The organism is Corynebacterium sp. NML180780 (genome assembly GCF_007786415.1).
GTDB classification, from domain to species: domain Bacteria; phylum Actinomycetota; class Actinomycetes; order Mycobacteriales; family Mycobacteriaceae; genus Corynebacterium; species Corynebacterium gottingense.
The window spans coordinates 1-1038 of the sequence record NZ_VNKN01000030.1; the positions used below are offsets into that span (position 1 = coordinate 1).

Here is a 1038-nt window from a genome sequence, read left to right on the forward strand (position 1 = left end):
AAGACGAGACGGTGAGAATGCGACGCGTATCAAGCATTGAAAGACAAGGAACATGATGTGATCATCATCAATATGTAGTGATGGGTTCGGACTAGTGGAGAGCGGGAATAAGTCGTTATGGGAGAGTGAATTAAAACTTGATTGAAGCCAGAGGAATGGATATGAGATGCGACTTAGGTTTGTTTTTTTTTTGAAGCAGAAAAGCGAAAACAAAGTTTAAGCACGGCCCGTTGGGCGGGGGAAGGGTTTTAAAGACAGGCCCCCCCCCCCCGAACCACAGACCATCGCTAGGTGTGATATTTGTCACCGCACTACACCGCCCCGTAGAGGTAAGCACGAAGCGATCCCACAGGAATGCGCACGGGCACACCGCGCTTAGGTGGGCGTACTGTTTTCAGTTCGCCTTGCTCGATAAGGCGCTCAACAGACCGAATGCTGATTTGGAGGCGATCGGCTATATCTTGCTTAGTTAGCGCTCGCAGCTCGTCGTGCGTAGAGCCCACGGAAGATAAATTAGGCATGAAAATCCAACTCCTTTGACTAGGAGATGAGCACCATTACCTATCTCGCGGGGGCATGTCTACCTAGTCCCGCAAAGCGCACTCGGATATCGGAGCGGCACGCCAACTGTAACTCTCCCAGCAGATCACCATGCCCAGTTGGCGACATTCACTGCTGACTTCACCATTCACTACTCAGCCGAGGCGCCGGGTGTGTAGGCGCGATCCGACTGGGTGTACGACGCCGAGAAAAGCACACATTTTGTCGCTTAACCCGCGATTGCCACTCCTCCACACAACCCCCTGGCTCGCAGAGGTACCACGTAGGTACCACGGCAACCGCAGTACCGGGTTAAGCGACAAAATGTGTGCTTTTTGAGCTATAGATTCCCGGTCTTACCTCCGGCTACGGGCGGGAAAGTGCTCGTCGAATCGGGATTCCTGGCTTGCAACATGAAGGTCCACCACTCCAGCCATGAGATGTGCTACTGGCACTGGCTGTTAAACCAGCCTGCATGCCAACTCAACACAGAAAGAG

Annotated in this window: 1 protein-coding gene; it reads right to left on the minus strand. The window is 52.9% G+C overall.

Annotated elements, in window-relative coordinates; all coding sequences use genetic code 11:
- Positions 1 to 311 precede the first annotated feature (311 nt).
- Positions 312 to 521, minus strand: coding sequence for a helix-turn-helix domain-containing protein (locus FPP74_RS12125; RefSeq protein WP_095276254.1), 210 nt, complete (start codon positions 519 to 521; stop codon positions 312 to 314).
- Positions 522 to 1038: the final 517 nt, after the last annotated feature.